This window comes from Burkholderia sp. PAMC 28687 (genome assembly GCF_001577465.1).
GTDB lineage: Bacteria > Pseudomonadota > Gammaproteobacteria > Burkholderiales > Burkholderiaceae > Caballeronia.
Genome location: NZ_CP014506.1, coordinates 655,003 through 670,196 on the forward strand (window position 1 = coordinate 655,003; position 15,194 = coordinate 670,196).

At 59.2% G+C, this 15,194-nt stretch carries 17 protein-coding genes; 8 read left to right on the top strand and 9 right to left on the bottom strand.

What is annotated here, in order from left to right:
* Positions 1–9: 9 nt before the first annotated feature.
* The 3 genes from AX768_RS18360 (at position 10) to AX768_RS18370 (ending at position 2,569) form a co-directional block, all read left to right on the top strand.
* A complete protein-coding gene (locus AX768_RS18360; protein ID WP_082778922.1) occupies positions 10–516 on the top strand; it encodes a CPBP family glutamic-type intramembrane protease in 507 nt (168 codons plus the stop codon).
* An 88-nt stretch (positions 517–604) separates the two neighbouring features.
* Entirely contained in the window at positions 605–1,399 is a 795-nt protein-coding gene (locus tag AX768_RS18365) for a hypothetical protein (RefSeq protein WP_062001539.1), read from the top strand.
* Positions 1,400–1,933: 534 nt separating this feature from the next.
* Complete coding sequence (locus tag AX768_RS18370) at positions 1,934–2,569, top strand: LysE family translocator (RefSeq protein ID WP_172811984.1); 636 nt, start codon at positions 1,934–1,936, stop codon at positions 2,567–2,569.
* A gap of 13 nt (positions 2,570–2,582) precedes the next feature.
* Here AX768_RS18370 and AX768_RS18375 read toward each other — a convergent pair whose 3' ends face one another.
* The 5 genes from AX768_RS18375 to AX768_RS18395 form a co-directional block, all read right to left on the bottom strand.
* On the bottom strand, positions 2,583–2,798 hold the full coding sequence (locus AX768_RS18375; protein ID WP_062001541.1) for an FAD-dependent monooxygenase: 216 nt from the start codon (positions 2,796–2,798) through the stop codon (positions 2,583–2,585).
* 481 nt (positions 2,799–3,279) lie between these two features.
* Positions 3,280–3,870: an OmpW/AlkL family protein gene (locus AX768_RS18380; protein WP_062002313.1), complete on the bottom strand. Its 591-nt coding sequence runs from the start codon at positions 3,868–3,870 to the stop codon at positions 3,280–3,282.
* A gap of 147 nt (positions 3,871–4,017) precedes the next feature.
* A complete protein-coding gene (locus tag AX768_RS18385; RefSeq protein WP_062002314.1) occupies positions 4,018–4,734 on the bottom strand; it encodes an ABC transporter substrate-binding protein in 717 nt (238 codons plus the stop codon).
* Between the two features lie 217 nt (positions 4,735–4,951).
* A complete protein-coding gene (locus tag AX768_RS18390) occupies positions 4,952–6,688 on the bottom strand; it encodes an NPCBM/NEW2 domain-containing protein (RefSeq protein WP_062001542.1) in 1,737 nt (578 codons plus the stop codon).
* Positions 6,689–7,031: 343 nt separating this feature from the next.
* Positions 7,032–7,988: a sulfonate ABC transporter substrate-binding protein gene (locus tag AX768_RS18395; protein ID WP_062002315.1), complete on the bottom strand. Its 957-nt coding sequence runs from the start codon at positions 7,986–7,988 to the stop codon at positions 7,032–7,034.
* On the opposite strand from AX768_RS18395, the gene AX768_RS33275 reads away from it, so the two are divergent.
* The 3 genes from AX768_RS33275 to AX768_RS32070 all read left to right on the top strand — a co-directional run bounded on the left by AX768_RS33275 (position 7,930) and on the right by AX768_RS32070 (position 10,057).
* Positions 7,930–8,133 (top strand): hypothetical protein, encoded by a 204-nt coding sequence (locus tag AX768_RS33275; RefSeq protein WP_162916226.1) that lies wholly within the window; start codon positions 7,930–7,932, stop codon positions 8,131–8,133. The genes AX768_RS18395 and AX768_RS33275 overlap by 59 nt on opposite strands.
* A gap of 818 nt (positions 8,134–8,951) precedes the next feature.
* Positions 8,952–9,629, top strand: coding sequence for an MgtC/SapB family protein (locus tag AX768_RS18405; protein ID WP_062002316.1), 678 nt, complete (start codon positions 8,952–8,954; stop codon positions 9,627–9,629).
* A gap of 44 nt (positions 9,630–9,673) precedes the next feature.
* A complete protein-coding gene (locus AX768_RS32070; RefSeq protein WP_155524281.1) occupies positions 9,674–10,057 on the top strand; it encodes an NUDIX domain-containing protein in 384 nt (127 codons plus the stop codon).
* 33 nt (positions 10,058–10,090) lie between these two features.
* On the opposite strand, the gene AX768_RS18415 is transcribed toward AX768_RS32070, so the two are convergent.
* On the bottom strand, positions 10,091–11,446 hold the full coding sequence (locus AX768_RS18415) for a phosphatase PAP2 family protein (protein ID WP_062001545.1): 1,356 nt from the start codon (positions 11,444–11,446) through the stop codon (positions 10,091–10,093).
* A gap of 172 nt (positions 11,447–11,618) precedes the next feature.
* On the opposite strand from AX768_RS18415, the gene AX768_RS33735 reads away from it, so the two are divergent.
* Positions 11,619–11,765 carry an NAD(P)-binding protein gene (locus AX768_RS33735; RefSeq protein ID WP_231941537.1) on the top strand — a complete coding sequence of 49 codons (147 nt, stop codon included), beginning with the start codon at positions 11,619–11,621 and terminating at the stop codon, positions 11,763–11,765.
* Positions 11,766–11,850: 85 nt separating this feature from the next.
* On the opposite strand, the gene AX768_RS18420 is transcribed toward AX768_RS33735, so the two are convergent.
* Together AX768_RS18420 and AX768_RS18425 are read right to left on the bottom strand one after the other, a co-directional pair.
* On the bottom strand, positions 11,851–12,417 hold the full coding sequence (locus AX768_RS18420; protein ID WP_062001546.1) for a cytochrome b: 567 nt from the start codon (positions 12,415–12,417) through the stop codon (positions 11,851–11,853).
* Positions 12,414–13,475 carry a catalase family peroxidase gene (locus tag AX768_RS18425; protein WP_062001547.1) on the bottom strand — a complete coding sequence of 354 codons (1,062 nt, stop codon included), beginning with the start codon at positions 13,473–13,475 and terminating at the stop codon, positions 12,414–12,416. The genes AX768_RS18420 and AX768_RS18425 overlap by 4 nt, the downstream gene beginning before the upstream one ends.
* Positions 13,476–13,646: 171 nt before the next feature.
* Here AX768_RS18425 and alaE point away from each other — a divergent pair, with 171 nt between their 5' ends.
* Positions 13,647–14,111 (top strand): L-alanine exporter AlaE, encoded by a 465-nt coding sequence (gene alaE / locus AX768_RS18430; RefSeq protein WP_062001548.1) that lies wholly within the window; start codon positions 13,647–13,649, stop codon positions 14,109–14,111.
* 39 nt (positions 14,112–14,150) lie between these two features.
* Here the strand turns inward: alaE and AX768_RS18435 are convergent, their stop codons facing one another.
* Entirely contained in the window at positions 14,151–15,140 is a 990-nt protein-coding gene (locus AX768_RS18435) for a zinc-dependent alcohol dehydrogenase family protein (protein ID WP_062001549.1), read from the bottom strand.
* Between the last annotated feature and the right edge of the window lie 54 nt (positions 15,141–15,194).

Here is a 15,194-nt window from a genome sequence, read left to right on the forward strand (position 1 = left end):
AAATAAAAAATGAGAGACTTAGGGACTCAGCGGCCTTTGAACGGGACCTTATTCCGATTTGGTCTTTCCACACCAACCTGGGTATTGATTCCTCTCGCGTTGCTGGCGACGGAGGTTTTGCCCTGGCCGATCGGCTATCTTGGCGACCTGTTCTATCCGCAAAAAGAGTTGGGAGGGCCGGATCTGAAATCGCATGGCATTGTTTATCTGATTTTTTTTGTCTGCGTATTCGCCCCGCTGATCGAAACGGCGTTTAACCAGTGGGGCTGCATTACGCTGCTTCGAAACCGGTTGGGCGCCGGCCCTTGGCTGGCTGTTTTGCTGTCTGCGGCCTTGTTTGCCGGATTGCATAACTACAACTGGAAATACGTGCTTACTACCTTTCCAATCGGTGTCGTGCTGGGTTTTGTGTTCGTGGTCGAGCAAACCCGGCGACGCCGGGGTTTTGTCGTAACGTCGCTCGTTCATTCGTTGAGAAACGGGATTTCACTCTTGCTCATTTTTTCTCCGATGTGAACCCGGTAAGAACCGAAGAAGCCAGACACCGGGATGGGCGATCTCTGGACAAGGGTAAGATCCCACTTTAAGTCCGTTCGATCCTGGCATGCTTACGCTCAAACTGACGCTTGTCCCGCTGTTCCTGCTTGTCGTTTCGATGTCAGGCAAATGGTGGGGGCCGGCAATCGCCGGCTGGCTGGCCGGATTGCCTGTAGTAGCGGGCCCGATTCTCTACCTTCTTGTGCTCGAGCATGGCCCAGCGTTCGGGGCGCATGCCGCGACGCTTTCACTGTCTGCGATCCTCGCATCGGAAGCATTCAATTTTGCCTACGCATGGACCTGCCGCTCGCGCTCGTGGCCAGTCGCCCTGGTTGCCGGACTGATCGCGTGGTTCGTATCGGCGTACGGCTTGTCGATGTTGCCAACTTCACCCTTGTGGGCCGCTACGGCTGCGTTCGCTGCGGTGTGCTTCGGCCAGTCCTTCTTGCCACGCAGCGAAGCGGTCGCGGCCGGCGCACCGCTTTCCCGGTCTGATCTCATAGGAAGAATGGCGGCCGGCGCGGTGCTGACGGTCCTGGTCACGTCGTTGTCTGGATGGGTCGGTGCTACCTGGAGCGGGTTGCTGGCAGTCTTTCCGCTGCTCGGGATTGTCCTGTCGGTTTCGTCTCACCGTGCTCATGGGCCGGCCTTCGTCATATCGCTCCTTCGGGGCATGGTCCTTGGCAGGTTTTCGTTCGCCGCATTTTGTTTGCTGCTTTCGTATTCGTTGCTCAACCAGCGCCCGGTCGTTGCGTTTGCCGAGGCGGCGGTAGTGGCAATGCTTGTCCAATGGGGCGTAAAGCAACTCACGATAACGCGGCATTCGAAGATTGCAGGGCGGAGCGGCGGTATTTTGGATTGATCTCATCGGGCTTCTGTTGCCAGATGAGCAAAGGTTCGGAACAGGAACGTAGGACAAAAAAGCAACTAACGGTCCACCCTTTCCACGTCATCCACAAGCACCGTCATTCCAATCAAACGCTCGCTTTAGTCTGCAACGAGAGGGCTCGATGTCGAGATCAGTCAGGGCAGGTGGCCGTGATCCGCATCGGCAACTACTTCCCCTTGCCAACGCATACGCCCCACACGCGACTTGCACCGCAAGCCTGTCGCCTACTCCGGTAGCGCGGCGAGGCCTCGCGCGGGAATAAATCCAGAGTCCGAACAGTCCTCACTATGGGCAGGCCAGATCCGTTGGCGCAGTCCCTCCCAACGGAGGGCCGCGCAATGAGACTGTGACCGTCCGAAGCAATCGACAACAATGAATTCACGGTCAGGCGATTCCATCGATGTCACTCGTGGAGGCTCGCCCACCGCATCCAGTCACGAGGAGCCGCGATGTCATCCTGCTTGTCATGCAGCTTTGCCAGAGTCTCACCGGCTCCCTTTATTTCGCGTGAGTACTGAAGTGCCGGCCGGAGCGTGGATCGCCTTCGCCACCGCGACGCTCGCAGCCACAGGCTCGCCCGGGCCGAACGCGTTGCTGATGGTTCGAAACACATCGCGATACGGCTTGTCATCGGCGGCGTTCACGCTTTCCGGGAACCTGAGCGCACGCGTTGCGATGGCGACGGCCATCATGCTAGGGCTCAGCGCGCTGCTCAGTACATCACCGCTATTGCTAATCGTGCTCAGGGCTGCCGGCGCGTCGTATCTGATCTATCTCGGCGCCAAGGCGTTTGTCGTGAGGCGCAAGCCGGGTGCATTGCCGCAACTTGTGGCAAGCCCGCGAAAGCGGCGTTCGGTGTTGTTCCTGGAAGCATCGGCGGTGTCGGCGGCGAATCCAAATACGCTCGGATTCTTCGCCGCCGTGATCCCGCAACTCGTCGATGTGCGCGCTGCATTGCTGCCGCAACTCGGCACGCTTCTCGCAATCGATGCGTCTGTGGTCGTGCTGGTCATGTCGGGTTACGCAGTCGCAACGCATTTGCTGCATCGGAGGATCTGCGCCAACGACCGCATGCTGTTGATCAAACGCTGCGGCGGCGTTGTACTGATCATTGTCGGTGTGACCATGTTGCCGCTGCGGTGAGCGGAACATCTTCTTATTGACTGGCGCGTTCCATTGAAGGAACGAGACTCATGCCCTGGCCGCCGAACGGCGAATGGACATGCGCGGCATCGCCGGCCAGCAGCACGCGGCCGCGCCGGTAGGTATCGTCAAGACGCGTGTTGTCCGTCCATCGGCTGCCGTCTTTGACGGATGTCACGCGGACGTCCGCGCCGCTGACCCGGCGCAGGACGACTTCCGTCTCAGGCACGACTTACGCCTGAGCACTCATCTCTTGTGACCAATGCTCGCAGGCGTGTGTTTGAAGCGGCTAAATGATTTTGGTGTGAGGCAATGAGATCGTGACATTCGACGGAGTGCTTTTCTCGCCGACAACGCGCAAAGGTTTGCGCCGGCCGCTTAGATACCCGCAGTACCAGTTCCAGAATTCGGCTTCCGGATAATCAGGACAAGCGTCTAGAGAAAGCCCTAGACGGCCGGCTCTGAATCCTTCTTTCCAGGGGATCTCGTCCATCACGTTGGTCCGAGAAAATGATCTCCACTCCTTAATGCTTTAGTCTTCGCTATATATCTGTTCGCTGTAACACATATGGGACCTTCAACGTCAAATGAGCGAGAAGTTCGTCTCGCTGTTCCCCTGAATCTGGGGCGCAGCACGCACTGCTGCGCGTTGTTCCTTCTTACGGTTGGCAGTGAAATACATCAGAAGTTCCAGCGAGCAGGCCCGCCGGTCAGAACCGCATGCCCACACCGATACCCACAATCAGCGGGTCGATCTTGAGCGAACCAAGCGACGCTCCGCCGGCGTAAGCATCGGTGCGCATCCAGATCTTCTTGATGTCGGCGTTCACAAACAGGTTGTGCGCCACCTGCACATCCACGCCGGCCTGGATCGCCGGACCGAAGCTCGAGTTCTTGATCGATACTGGCGTATCGCCGGCATGCAGTCCGTTGTTGTAGAACAGCGTGTAGTTCAGGCCGGCGCCCACATAAGGCCGAATCTTGCCCGCTGCATTGAAGTAATACTGCAGCAGCAGCGTGGGTGGAAGCACGTTCACGCCGCCAAGTGCGCCCGCATTCGATGTCACCTGGTGGCGCGAGGTCGCAAGAATGAGTTCCAGTCCAATGTTCGGACGCACCATGTACACGAAATCCAGCTCGGGAACCACTGCGTTCTTGACGCCTGTGCCAAGCGTGCCCAGTGTGCCGCCTGCCGATACGTCAGGCTGGATGCTGATCGCCCGGACACGCGCGAGGATATCGCCCTGGTCTGCCTGTGCGGACAGCGTGGTGACGAAAAGAATCGTGAAGACCAGCGGAATTTCGAGTAGCAGATGCTTGTTAATCTTGTTCAAAATGTGCCCGTTTCTTGTTGCGGCTTCGAATCGATTGCCGTAACAAGATTTTCGTCCGAGACGAAAAGGCAGCTATTGATTTCGATCATCTAAACGATCCATTCACTCAGTGCACTAGTCGTTGTCACCGGCAACGGCTGCGCCCTCGATCTGATGGCGCGCCAGGGCCGCGGCAACGAAACCGGACGACTTCATGTCGTCCACGAACTTCGCAAGGTACGCGGCTGCATCGGGACCTTTTGCTTTCGGCACGCCCATTGCCTGACGGATCACCATGAAGCGTTGATTGAGCACCCGCAGTCCGCCTGTTTTGGCTGCGTCCTTTTCGAGTTGTTGCTGCACGCCCGCGGCCACGTCCAGATGTTGGTCCAGAAATGCCTGCACGACCGCCGGCGAGGTCGGTATGCGCACGATCGTTGCGTTGTGCAGCTCTCGCGTCAGGAACAGATCGTAAGCGCTGCCCTTGCCGACCGCGACCGTCACGCCGGGTTGATCGACCTGCTGGTTGGTGGTGATGGCCGAGGTGTTGCGCACGAGATAGAAGCCCTCGATCAGTACATACGGCTTGGTGAAACTGATCTCCTGGCCGCGTTTTGGATCGACGGCAAAGAAGCCGATGTCCGCCTTTTCCTGGTTCACGTTTTCAACCGAGGCGCCGGCCGACGTCACCGTGACCAGTTGCAGCGGCACGCCGAGTCGCTTTGCAAATGCGGTAGCCAGATCGACGGAAACGCCTTGCGGTTTTCCGCCGGCATCGAGGCTCGCGAGGACCGGATTACCAAGGTTGATCGATACACGCAAGGTGCCACCCGGGGCAAAGACGCGTGCCATTGACGATTGCGAGGTATCAATAACCTGAGTTTGCGCGAAGGCCGGCAAAGGAAAAGTCATACGCATGATCGCAGCCAGCGTGAGCATGGCTGTCAATGAGCGCAAGCATGCGGTACACGTCGACGGCTTCGCCATACTGGATTGCCTCATGGATTTATCTATGACGGGTTCTCCCTTTCCACCTTCTCCGATCGACACATGGCGGTGCGCTCGCGCGTCACGACCCGCAAACGAGCGTGGGGTCCGCCCAATCGGCGACGTCGTTGGCAACGCCGTCCTGCGCACCGGTCACGACGAGGCGAAGGGTCTGGTAACCGTTCAGGCTCACACGCACCGTTTTTGTCGGCGATGATCCCGTTATCACGCCGCTATCGTAGAGCATGACGTTGTCGGCCCAAACCTGGAAGTCCACGGTTCCCACGCCCTTAGCTGCAGCGTCCAGGCCAATATCGCTCTGGAACGTGCTGCAGTTACCTCCTAGACGATAAACCATCTGCGCCGGCGCGTTCACGGCAAGCCCGTCGCGATACGACGTTCCATTGACGATGACCGAAGCCGCCGCCGTCGCGCCGACCGGCAATGCATCCTGGCTCGGCCAGACCTTGGCGGCGATTTTACCGGATTGCGTGCTCGCCCAGATCCAGTTCTGCAGCGCGAGTGGGGCTTTGAACGCGAGCGGATCGGTACCTGCGAGCTTCAGCAGCACCACGCCGGTTGCCGGCACGCTCGCACTGAAACTTCCCGTCGATAAAGCCGGGGACAACACCTCTCCAGTCACGAGATTTGTCACTTGTACAGGTCCGCTCAGCGCTAGGTTGGCGAAGTTGACGGTAGCAGTAGCGGCGGCCGATCCGCGATTGAGCATGGCGACAGCGCGCGTGCCGCTCGCCTGCAGCGGCTTGGTCCAGACTTGAAGGGTGGCCGAACTGTCGGCGGCATCGGGCACGGCTTGCAGCGCCAGCGCGTCCTGACTCACCGAGATCGCTCCCGCGTTGGTCAGCAATGCAAGTGTGCTCGCGCTCTGGCTGCGAACGTCGTTACCGGCATTCAGCGGGCTCGACATCATTGCCCACATTGCGAAGTGAGCGGTGTCCTGGTCCGGCGTCATGCCGCGGCCGACTTCCAGCATGTCCATGTCGTTGAAGTAGCCGGGAATGGCCCACGATGCATCTTGCGCGCTGATATCGATGATCGATGTGACCGACGCAAAGGTATTCGTGATGTCCTGCGAGATGCGCGAGGTATCGGCGTAGGCGGGCACGTACAACGTGCCATCGGAGGCGAAGTTTGTCGGCAGGGTTTGATTTGCGCTGTAAGGGTTGATACTGAGGTACATGGGCCGGCCAGTCGCCGCGATGCCCGCACGCATGGCCGGGAATGCGCTGAGGTTTCCGCCGCAATAGTCGAGCTTGATGTAGTCGACGCCCCAGCTTGCGAATGTGGCTGCGTCAACGCTTTCGTGGCCCAGGCTGCCGGCGCCCACCCCTTTCGGATAGGTCGGCGGTCGTGTGCCGTGCGCAAGCGCGGCGCAGGTGTTGGTGCCGCCCGATGTGTAGAGCCCGAATTTCAACCCCTTGCTATGGACGTAATCGGCAAGTGCCTTGATGCCGCTCGGGAATGTGCTCGGGTTAGCAAAGAGCTGACCGGTGGCGGGGTCTCGTCCGCCGACCCAGCAATCATCTTGCGTCACGTATTGATAGCCTGCCGCGGCCATGCCGCTTGCGGCGATGGTGTCTGCCACGGACTTGATGACGTTTTCGTTCACGTTGCAGGCGAACGTGTTCCACGAGTTCCAGCCCATGGGAGGCAACGCATAGCGTACGGCAGTTTTTGCGATTCCCGGATCGGGCGAGCCGGAAGAAACGGCGCCTCCGTCCGATCCATTGCCTCCGCAGCTTGCCAGCAAGCCGAGAACGAGTACAACCCGTATCAGGCCGAATACACGCGATGTCATGATCGTCTCCCACTATTTTGGCTACCTAAGTAGTGGTAACCAATTCGGACCTTTCCAGCTCCGATGTTGTGAGACGAGGTTAGGATCAGTAGTGCAAGCGCGGCAAGATGCGGCGCAGCGAAACCACATACTAGGATTCGCCGGCGGTCCTGATTGACAAATGCTGTCGAGAGTGGGAAACGCTTGCTTTCAAGCTTTCGGCTTGCATCGCCGGGGGCGTAAGCGCTTTTCCTCTCTTCCGACCTTCGCATATGGCGTAAAAAGGCTCTCGACTGCGGCGGCGTCGATTCACTGTTTCAACCAGCGCGCATTTTTTCAGTGCTCGCCGGTCCTTGGCTATTGACTACGATAGAACCGCTTGCTTCGTGACTATCTTGCGCGGAATCAGCTTCAGTTCGAAGAAGGTATCGGCAATCTTCTGTTGTTCGGCGAGCACGGTGTCATCGATTGGCTTATACACGTGAGCATAGTGGCGCAACCCCGCCTCGATGATTCCGGCCTCCAACCCCTGAATGGGCGCAAGCTGGGCTGCGGCGGCGGAGACGTTGCCCTTCACCCATTGCCCTTCCTTGCCTGCTTCTTCCAGCGCAATGGCAATCACATCCTTGCGCTTTTCGGCAAATTCGCGCTGACTCAGGAAGAACTGATGATGGCTTGCGACACCTTCCGCATCCGCAATGAGACGCGCCTGGCTTTGTCCTTGAACAGCGGCGAGAAAGGGGTCCCAGATCGCCCAGGCATCGACGGCATGCTGTTCCAGCGCAGCGCGGGCATCTGCCGGAGCAAGGTACACGGGCTGGATATCCGCGAAGTCGAGGCCGTGTTTGCGCAGCAACGCTACGATGAACCAGTGCACATCCGAGCCCTTGTTGAACGCGACTTTCTTCCCCTTCAAATCGGCAACTGTCTTGATCGGCGCGTCCTGTGCTACGACGACGCCTTCGGCATGCGGCGTGGGCAACTCGTAGGCGGTGTAGACAAAATCGGCACCGGCTGCCTGCGCGAACACGGGCGGGGCTTCTCCTACGTAGCCAAAGTCGATGGCGCCGACATTGAGTCCTTCAAGCAATTGCGGCCCTGCCGGGAATTCGTTCCACGACACCTTGATGCCGAGCGGTGCAAGACGCTTTTCCAGCGCGCCATGCGCCTTCAGGAGCACCAGCGTGCTGGCTGCCTTCTGATAGCCGATCCTGAATTGATCGGGCTGGTATTTGGCCCAGGACGGCAAGGCGATGCCTGCCATGGTTGCGCCCAATGCGGCGATAAAAGTCCTGCGTCCGTTTTTTCTCGATACGTTCATTGCCATGCGTCCGGTGGTGATTGCGCATCGCGTGCTTTGGCCGGGCGTGGCGTCAAAGCCGGCTGCGATGAGTCAGGTCAGGGATCGCGCAACAATAGAACGTCGAACCGGCAACTACAACGAAGCAATGGAGATATGCTTATAGCTACGCCCCCGCGCTGTCATCGACCGGACGAAAGACTTGACCTACGTGTGTCGCAAGCGGGCCTTTCAGAAAGCTCTCGCTCGCCAGGCGTTGCTGCGCACGAGCGCGTAATGGTTCTCCTGGTATCGCGGCGATGAACCAGCTGGTCCACTAGCGACCTTGCGATGGATCTGGACCGATGCAGTCCTGCCCCAAGCGCATGCCGCACCGATTCGGCCGACTCGCGACGAATGAGCTCGACAAGTCCGCGCTCACCACGATTGCGTCGAATGAAGCTCAGGAGACTCTAGCGCTCCTGGTGCAATCAGACGTAGATGCCAGTACGAAAAACAGCAGCCGCCCGAGTTGTTTGCGGCTCCTCAACGACTTGCCGCTTGCAGGCCGTATAAAAGTCCTTCATGTATCGATGGTCGATTTTGCCAGTCGGGATATGAGGCTCACCCAGTTTGCTATCGAGTGTTCGCTCGATTTCGTTTAAATGCCCGCTAGCCGGGATGCTCGACAGACGATCGGTGAGATTCAACCGTAGGGTCGACGGCGGTTTTGCAGGTGTCCAGGGCATTTGGCAACGTCTCGTGATTCTTGCAGTTTTGCGATCTTGAGTATCGCGGCGCTCAAGCGAGAACGATCATTCGACATATGCCAAGAAGCAGGCAATCGCTTTGGTCGAGGTTCACTTACTTGCCGTCAGACAGCGGCGATCCCTCGTCTTTCTTTTGCGCTGCACCCCGATTCGTTACACTTCATCGTTTGAACGCGTGCGCATCGGCAGGGCTGACGCGGGTATTACGCCCGGTGCCACGCAATCGGAGGCGAGCATGGCAAGTGAATGGGAATTGGTCGGAAGGTTGATGATCTCAGCGGCTTTGGGGAGCGTTATCGGTATTGAACGCGAACGCATGTCCTGGGCTGCGGGGCTTAGAACGCACATGCTGGTCTGCGTCGGGGCAACCCTGATCATGATCGTATCTGCCTATGGCTTCAGCGATGTACTGCGATCCGGCGTAGTCCTCGACCCATCGCGAATGGCGGCACAGGTTGTGTCGGGCATCGGCTTTCTGGGTGCCGGCGCAATCCTGGCGCGAGGGGAGGTGATCCGTGGCTTGACCACCGCCGCGAGCGTCTGGGCGGTTGCGGGCGTGGGCCTTGCGGTGGGTGGCGGCCTTTATACCGCGTCGATTGCAGCGACGATCATCATTCTGATCATCCTGGCTGGTATCAAGCCGCTCGAGAAGCGGTTTATCGGCAGCCGGCAGCGCCGGGAACTCGTTGTCCATACCAACAGGAATGCACTTTCCTTGGCTACGCTGCATGACACGTTGGGGGCGGGAACAGCACGCGTCAAGCAGTTCGTCATGCAACAAAAAGACGATTCGGATGAGATAGGCATTACCTTGTCGAGGGTGACACCCGTCCAGTTTGAAGCGATATGCAAGCGTCTTCGAGCGGTCCCGGGTGTTCGTGAAGTCAAGGAAAGCGGAGACGAATCCGCTTGAAGCGCGGCGATCGCTCAAGTCACATCTCGAAGGAATTGCGTAGCATGAAGGATAGAGCAACGACGGTTTGCTGGAAGGGCAACCAGATTCTCTTAGTCGCCAAAGCGCGCTCCAAATGGTCGTTGCCGGGCGGCAAGCCGGAGCGGCGCGAACAGATGGTCGATGCGGCAATCAGAGAGGTGCAGGAAGAAACGCGCCTCTTGATCGAGCGTCCACGGCTCGCGTGTCTGTTTGTCGATCCACGTGCTGCTCATCATGTCTTCGAAGTCGATGTCCACGTCAACGCAGTGGCAAAACCCAGCAATGAGATCAAGCATTGTCTCTGGGTCACGCCGGACCAGATCTCGACTCTGCGAACATCGAGCGGAACCCGAGAAATCATCGATCTCGTTGCTCGAAGCAGACGCTCAAGCCCGCCAGCGAGTTGACTGCACCAATTGTATAGCTTCTGCAAGCTTGAATCACTTGCGTGAACTGACCTGCGCCGCCTTGCCCGCCGCTGCGTAAAGATTCAACCTCGAATAAACGCCGAAGGCGGACCCATCGTCGAGAAAGCCACCGCCGGGACCTTCTGTCTCGGTCAGGATCTGATCGGCCTGGTCCAGCGTCAGCGACGGAAATGCGGTCGTCAGCAGGTAGCCCGCTTCGGGAGCGAGCTTCGCCACGTCCTCCAGACGGTTTGCGTTTTCGGGGTACACGACGGGCAGGTTGTAGGTCTGCGTAACCGCATAGAACGCTTCGTTCATTGCGGGATTGCTGAAACGGCCGATGTCTTCACCAGCACATACTGCCATCGAGTTGCCACATCCTCCCTGCAATGCGGAGGTCAGCTCAGAGCGAGCTCTTGAGAGCGCTACCCGATAGTCGCTTATCACGGGAGCGTGTTTCAACGTGCGGCCAACGTAGGCCGGATCATTTGCCAGGAGATGTGCCAGGTCGTAAGTGGCCAGGGTTCGTCCGCCGAGAACGTCCATGGCGTAGTGAGCACCCATCAGGATACGGTCATTCCCATACTCAGCCGCACGCGCAATCATCTGCTGGAATCGCTCCGGCACGAGTTCGGCCAGGATCAAGGACCCCATGTAGCCATACGTCGTGTGGCCGCTCGGGAAGGACGGGCTGTCGATGAGATTCATGACCGGCCCCTGGTTGTAGACGGTATTGTCAGCGGGGACATGGAAGTAATCGAATCCAACGATGTGCTCTTGACTATGCTCGGTCTGGAATGGCCGGGAGTCGCCATAAGCGTCGGCGTTGGCGCTCCCGGCGGGGCGGCCGTAATTCGTGCCAAACGGATCAGGTGTGCCACCCATGCTTTTCAGGACGTTCCTTGCGTCTGCGGATACCGGTGTCTTTCCATCCGTCGTCGCGTTGGCAAAAAAGTATTTTCCCGAATTCGAGTCGTCGCCAGTGGTGGCGTTGGTGTACTTGATAAGGTCAGCAATCCCCTGCGACACGTTCGTATAGGTCTTGCGATCGTCGTAGTGAGCCCGAGCCTGATAGGCCGCACCGAGGGTCGTACCAAGACCGTCTGCGAGTTCGGCAAGGTTGCCGTCTGTGATGAACGCGTCCCGCAGGGCCTGCTGCTGCTGATCATTGAACGGAAGCAACGTAGGCTGCCGGATCGCGCCTGTCTGGATGCCGCCGGTGACCGTGTAATTGGCGCCAAGCGCCGCCTTGCCAGCCGGGGTATTTTCCAACACGGTAACAGGCGCCAATCCCTTCAGCACCGCCATATTCGTCTCGGTTTGTGCTTCGACGCGTAAAGGAATCAAAGCGCACACTACGATTAAACCGCAACCCGTCTTCTCGAACATGTTAAGTCCTCCAGTCACCCGCAAGTTACGCGAAACCTCGGCTTTCTATCGTCGCAGGTGATGCGGATGTGCGCCAATACTTCGATGCAAACGCGCGAGCCACGCTGCGTGTGCTTGACCCTGAATCCGGCAACTGGGTGCCGATCATCCGGGCATTGACCGTAACGTCGTCATCGTTGGAGGCGGGCAGACTGGCACCGTCTTCGCGTTTGCGTTGCGTCGCGCGGGTGTGTGCAAGGTGACGGTCATCGACTCCGCAGCCGACAAAGCGAGCGCCGGTATCTGCGCCAAATTGTGCGCGCGTGAAAAAGTTGCGTAAACCGAAAACGCTGGTCTGCCCCGGGCTGGGGGTTTGCGAATGCCTTCGTTTATTGCGGCGAGGTGTAAGGGTTCAGGCGGCGCGTTCATCGATCGCCGGGAGCCCGCCTCTCGCGCGCCGAGCGCCATGGCGCCATCGCTTCAAACACCCCGTCGCGTCTCACCAGCGCGTGCAGAAGCGCAGCCGCCAGGTGCAATAGGATCAACGCAAAAAAGCATAACGCGAGCGCCCTGTGCGCATTCCACAGCAGCGAGTGCAACAGGTTGCTGTGCGGCAGGATGGGCGGCAAATGAATCCCGGCCACCACGACAGGATAGTCCGCGGCAGAGAGCATGCCCCATCCGATCAGCGGCAGCCCGATCATCAGCAAATAGAACGCGATATGCGAGAGATGGGCAGCGAGTTTCATGGGTTCCGGCATGGATGACGGCAGCGGCGGTGCGCCGCGCGTCAGCCTGACCGCGAGGCGGATCAGCGCCAGCACGAGGATCACGATACCCAACGGCTTGTGGATGGACACCAGCGAAAGATAATCGGGACGAATGGTGGACACCATCCCGACACCGATGAACAGCATCGCCAGGATGCAGATTGCCATGAGCCAGTGAAGCGCGCGTTGCATCGGTGTGAAGCGACCGTTGGTCGGGGTCATGGCGTGGCTCCTCCTGCCGGATGGCGCGGATAGTCCTTGTCCTCGGCGGTACGCCGATCGAACGATACGGCATAGGCGGCTGAGCGAGCTGCGGGAAACGGATCATCCGAGACGTGCATGCCGCTTGGGAGAACCGTCGGGTCGAAGTTCAGGTCGCGGCACGGGCCGTCGGGCTCGGGTTCGATCGCATTGACCACAAGGGTGCCGGCCTCCACCGTGCGTCGATCTTCCGGCCAGGCTTTGCTGGGATCGGCGGTCGGGTCGCCGGGGTTGGCGAGTGTGACGACCATCGTCCATTTCTGGGGCGCACTCTGCACGCGTTGCGTGATATCCGCGGCGAGAAAGTCGGCGTCACGTGCCTTCAACTGATCGGCGGATATTGCCTCGGGCCGAGCGGCGGGCACGAAGGACCAGCGCACCGTCTGGTCCTGTCCTGCGGCATTGGTGAAGACGAAGCTATTCAGGCTGTTATACCGCTCCTGTGCATAGGAACCCGTCCAGGGAGCGCTGCCGGCCCACTTGGCAAATACGCCGAATTCCGGGTGCGCCGCGATGAAGTTCTTCATGGCATCCGGGTCTTTCTTGTTGGCCGATGCCTTAAGCAGCCCGTAGAAGGCCTGGGGTGTTGCGACGGGAAAGAAAGGAAGGTCGATCATGGCCGAGCGCCATTCGCTTCCGCCCTGTGCGACCACACGCAGACTGAGGCCACGAACCCGAACCGTGGCATCGGGCGCTTTGGGATCTGGCGTACCGAGGTTGAAGCGGCCCGTGACCGGATACGAGCCGGCTGCGAACATCGGCGCTTTGGAGAGAGCGGCCGCCGCGCCATTCGATTCGAAGTTGCCGGTAAAGCAGATGCCCTTGGCATGATTGCGCCGGAAACCGAGCGCCGCGCCGTCCGGTGGCGCCAGACTGTCGACGATCTTCGCCGGTGTCAGGCGCCCGGGCGTGAGCCAGCCGGCCGTATAGGCGAAGGCCGCGATCAATGCAATCACGATGATCGCAATCAGCACCAGCGAACGGACTGCTGACGGACGGGAAGTCGGTGTCTCGGCCATCGATCTCTCCAAATCAATGATTCGGCTAGGCAGATATCAAGCAGGGTGGCGCTAATAGTGCCATTGATCGGAGGCGCGTGCCAAGCGCAACCGCGCGATGCGCCTTCATGACGCCAGCAGGTCTCGACCCGGGCTGGTATCGTTCGCGGACTGTTGCCGTCAATTACTCATATGCCTGAACTCACTGACAAGTCTCATCGCAGGCGCTCGTTTATTGCGGACACAACGGCTCTGATCCTGTTCTTCACCACGACGGGTTTTATCAACGAGCGGTTTATCGCGGGGATGAACTGGGATCAGGTCCTGCATGCACGGCTGCTGGGCGCCGCCTTGATGGTTCCCGTGGGGCGCCCGTATGGCGTCTGGCGGGACTACGTCATGCGACATGCCAGATCCGCTAACCGGCTGTCGCAGGTTCTTTGGGACAGCGTTGCGCTTGTGAGCTTCCAGGTCCCGATCTACGCCGCAATCATCGCGGTGAGCGGCGCTTCCGGGCGCGGTTTATGGTTCGGGATTCTGGGAGCAACTGTCATGATGCTCGTCCTGGGGCGTCCGTACGGCGCCTTTTTGAATGCGGTAAGAAAGCTTTTCGGCCTGCCTCCAGGGGGAGACAGGCCGATGAGCCTCGACAGCTAGTCTTGAGGTTGCTTCCGGTTCACGAGCCGCGGCCCCGCTTCAAACCTCAACCACGATCTTCCCAAACTGACCGTTGGTTTCCAGATAACGATGCGCGTCCACCATTTCATCGAACGTGAAAGTACGGTCGATGACCGGCTTGAACGCGCCGCTCTCGAAACCCTTCAGCACATACTCGACGGCCGCTTTCCTGCGGGTTTCGTCGCCGCTCGTCAGCCAGATGTTGTGCGCCTTCACCGTCAGCACCTTCGCGATCATCTCGAGCACGGGCAGCGGCGTGACGTCCTCGCTGAGCGCGCCATAGATGTAGGCGATACCCCCGAATGACAATGCCGATATCAGCTTCGCGAAGTTCGGACCGCCGACGGGATCGAAGGCCACGCGCGCGCCTTTGCCGTCAGTGATGCGCATGATTTCATCGAGCAGGCTGGTTTCGTCGGTGACGATCACGTGCGCCGCGCCTGCATCGAGCAATTGCTGTCTCTTCTCGGCGGTGCGCGTGAGCGCAATGGACGTCGCGCCGGCGTAGTTGGCAATCTGGATGGCGGCCAGTCCCACACTGCTCGACGCCGCAGGCACGATCACAAAATCACCCTTGGTCACTTTTGCATCTTCGACCAGCGCGCCGTACGCCGTGACGAACATCATCCAGACCGACGCAGCCTCGCCGAACGAAAGAGATTCCGGATGCTTCACGACCGCATAGTCCGGCGCGATGATCGTCTCGCCATAGGTGAAGTACTGGTTCATCGAAAACGATGGAATGACGTTCACCTTGTCGCCGGGCGCAAAGCCCATGACGCTGCTGCCGACCGCATCTACAATGCCGGCCGCCTCGTAGCCAAGACCCGCCGGAAACTTGACGGGCTCGATGTATGCGTCGAGGCGCCACATCGATTCCGCGCGATTGAGGCCAATCGCCTTTACGTTGATGCGGACTTCATCGGGGCCGGGGGTGGGGACGTCGGTATCGATGAATTCGAGCACTTCGGGACCACCGGCTTTCGCAAATTTGATTGTCCGTGACATGGAAATCTCCAGAAGAAATAGAGTGAAGCTACGCGTTATATACAGTAGAGCATC

Coding starts and splice junctions, on each gene's coding strand:
- AX768_RS18360 (WP_082778922.1), top strand. CDS start 10: ATGAGAGACTTAGGGACTCAGCGGCCTTTGAACGGGACCTTATTCCGA.
- AX768_RS18365 (WP_062001539.1), top strand. CDS start 605: ATGCTTACGCTCAAACTGACGCTTGTCCCGCTGTTCCTGCTTGTCGTT.
- AX768_RS18385 (WP_062002314.1), bottom strand. CDS start 4,734: ATGGCACGCGTCTTTGCCCCGGGTGGCACCTTGCGTGTATCGATCAAC.
- AX768_RS18390 (WP_062001542.1), bottom strand. CDS start 6,688: ATGACATCGCGTGTATTCGGCCTGATACGGGTTGTACTCGTTCTCGGC.
- AX768_RS33275 (WP_162916226.1), top strand. CDS start 7,930: ATGGTTGCGCCCAATGCGGCGATAAAAGTCCTGCGTCCGTTTTTTCTC.
- AX768_RS18395 (WP_062002315.1), bottom strand. CDS start 7,988: ATGAACGTATCGAGAAAAAACGGACGCAGGACTTTTATCGCCGCATTG.
- AX768_RS18405 (WP_062002316.1), top strand. CDS start 8,952: ATGGCAAGTGAATGGGAATTGGTCGGAAGGTTGATGATCTCAGCGGCT.
- AX768_RS32070 (WP_155524281.1), top strand. CDS start 9,674: ATGAAGGATAGAGCAACGACGGTTTGCTGGAAGGGCAACCAGATTCTC.
- AX768_RS18415 (WP_062001545.1), bottom strand. CDS start 11,446: ATGTTCGAGAAGACGGGTTGCGGTTTAATCGTAGTGTGCGCTTTGATT.
- AX768_RS18420 (WP_062001546.1), bottom strand. CDS start 12,417: ATGACCCCGACCAACGGTCGCTTCACACCGATGCAACGCGCGCTTCAC.
- AX768_RS18425 (WP_062001547.1), bottom strand. CDS start 13,475: ATGGCCGAGACACCGACTTCCCGTCCGTCAGCAGTCCGTTCGCTGGTG.
- alaE (WP_062001548.1), top strand. CDS start 13,647: ATGCCTGAACTCACTGACAAGTCTCATCGCAGGCGCTCGTTTATTGCG.
- AX768_RS18435 (WP_062001549.1), bottom strand. CDS start 15,140: ATGTCACGGACAATCAAATTTGCGAAAGCCGGTGGTCCCGAAGTGCTC.